Below are 1,030 nucleotides of genomic sequence, written 5' to 3' on the forward strand. Positions count from 1 at the left end.
GCGGCGCTCGATTTACGCCACGCAACAAAACCCAAGACATACCCCCACCAGCCCCCTACCCTCCCATCTTCGACTAGCCTGATAGCTCCACTCGCAACCTCCCCAAGGTGAAGACGATGAGCATGATGGACTGGGACGCCTACCGTAAGCAGTTGATGGCCGGCATCGGCGATATCAAGCAATTGTCCCCCGACACCGTGGCCGGCTACATGACCGCCAGCGGCGCCGGCGCCAAGACCAACCACCTGGATGCCAAGACCCGCGAGCTGATCTCCCTGGCCGTGGCCGTCACCACGCGCTGCGACGGCTGCATTGCCGTGCACTCGCAGCAGGCGGTCAAGCAGGGTGCCACCCGTGAAGAGATCGCCGAAGCCCTGGGTGTGGCCGTGGCGATGAATGCCGGTGCCGCGCTGGTCTACTCGGCGCGCGCCCTGGATGCGGTGGGCAAGGCCGAAGGCTGAACCGCAAACGGCGTCGCCGCCCTTGCGCGACGACGCCGCGCCGCCCAGACTTGGCGCCCTAGCCCCAACAGGTACCGCCATGATCCACATCCGCCCCATGACGCCCGACGATTTCGAGCGTTTCTGGCCGACCTTCCAGGCCATCGTCCAGGCCCGCGAAACCTACACCTACGACCCCGACCTGAGCGTCGAGCAGGCGCGCCAGCTGTGGCTGGAGCTGCCCCTGCACACGTGGGTGGCCGAACAGGATGGCGAGCTGCTCGGTTCCTACTACCTCAAGGCCAACGCCGCCGGCCCCGGCAGCCATGTCGGCAACTGCGGCTACATGGTCAGCGAGGCCGCCCGTGGCCATGGCGTGGCACGCCTGATGTGCGAGCACTCGCAGAAACTGGCGCGCCAGGAAGGTTTCCTGGCGCTGCAGTTCAACTCGGTGGTCGCCAGCAACGAAGTGGCCGTGGCGCTGTGGCACAAGCTCGGTTTCGACACGGTCGGCCGCTTGCCCAAGGCCTTCCGCCACGCCCGCCTGGGGCTGGTGGACTGCCTGGTGATGTACAAGTGGCTGGGGGGGG

At 66.8% G+C, this 1,030-nt stretch carries 2 protein-coding genes; both read left to right on the top strand.

Features of this window, described 5'->3' with window-relative positions:
- The first annotated feature begins 116 nt into the window (after positions 1-116).
- Complete coding sequence (locus PMI38_RS00005) at positions 117-461, top strand: carboxymuconolactone decarboxylase family protein (protein ID WP_008089065.1); 345 nt, start codon at positions 117-119, stop codon at positions 459-461.
- Between the two features lie 79 nt (positions 462-540).
- The coding region (locus PMI38_RS00010) for a GNAT family N-acetyltransferase (RefSeq protein WP_008089067.1) at positions 541-1,030 on the top strand (490 nt) is incomplete at its 3' end.

It is taken from the genome of Pseudomonas sp. GM84 (genome assembly GCF_000282535.1).
In the GTDB taxonomy this organism is placed as follows: Bacteria; Pseudomonadota; Gammaproteobacteria; order Pseudomonadales; family Pseudomonadaceae; genus Aquipseudomonas.

What these genes read in the sequence shown, in the direction of transcription:
- PMI38_RS00005 (WP_008089065.1), top strand. Translation starts at nt 117, where the DNA reads ATGAGCATGATGGACTGGGACGCCTACCGTAAGCAGTTGATGGCCGGC.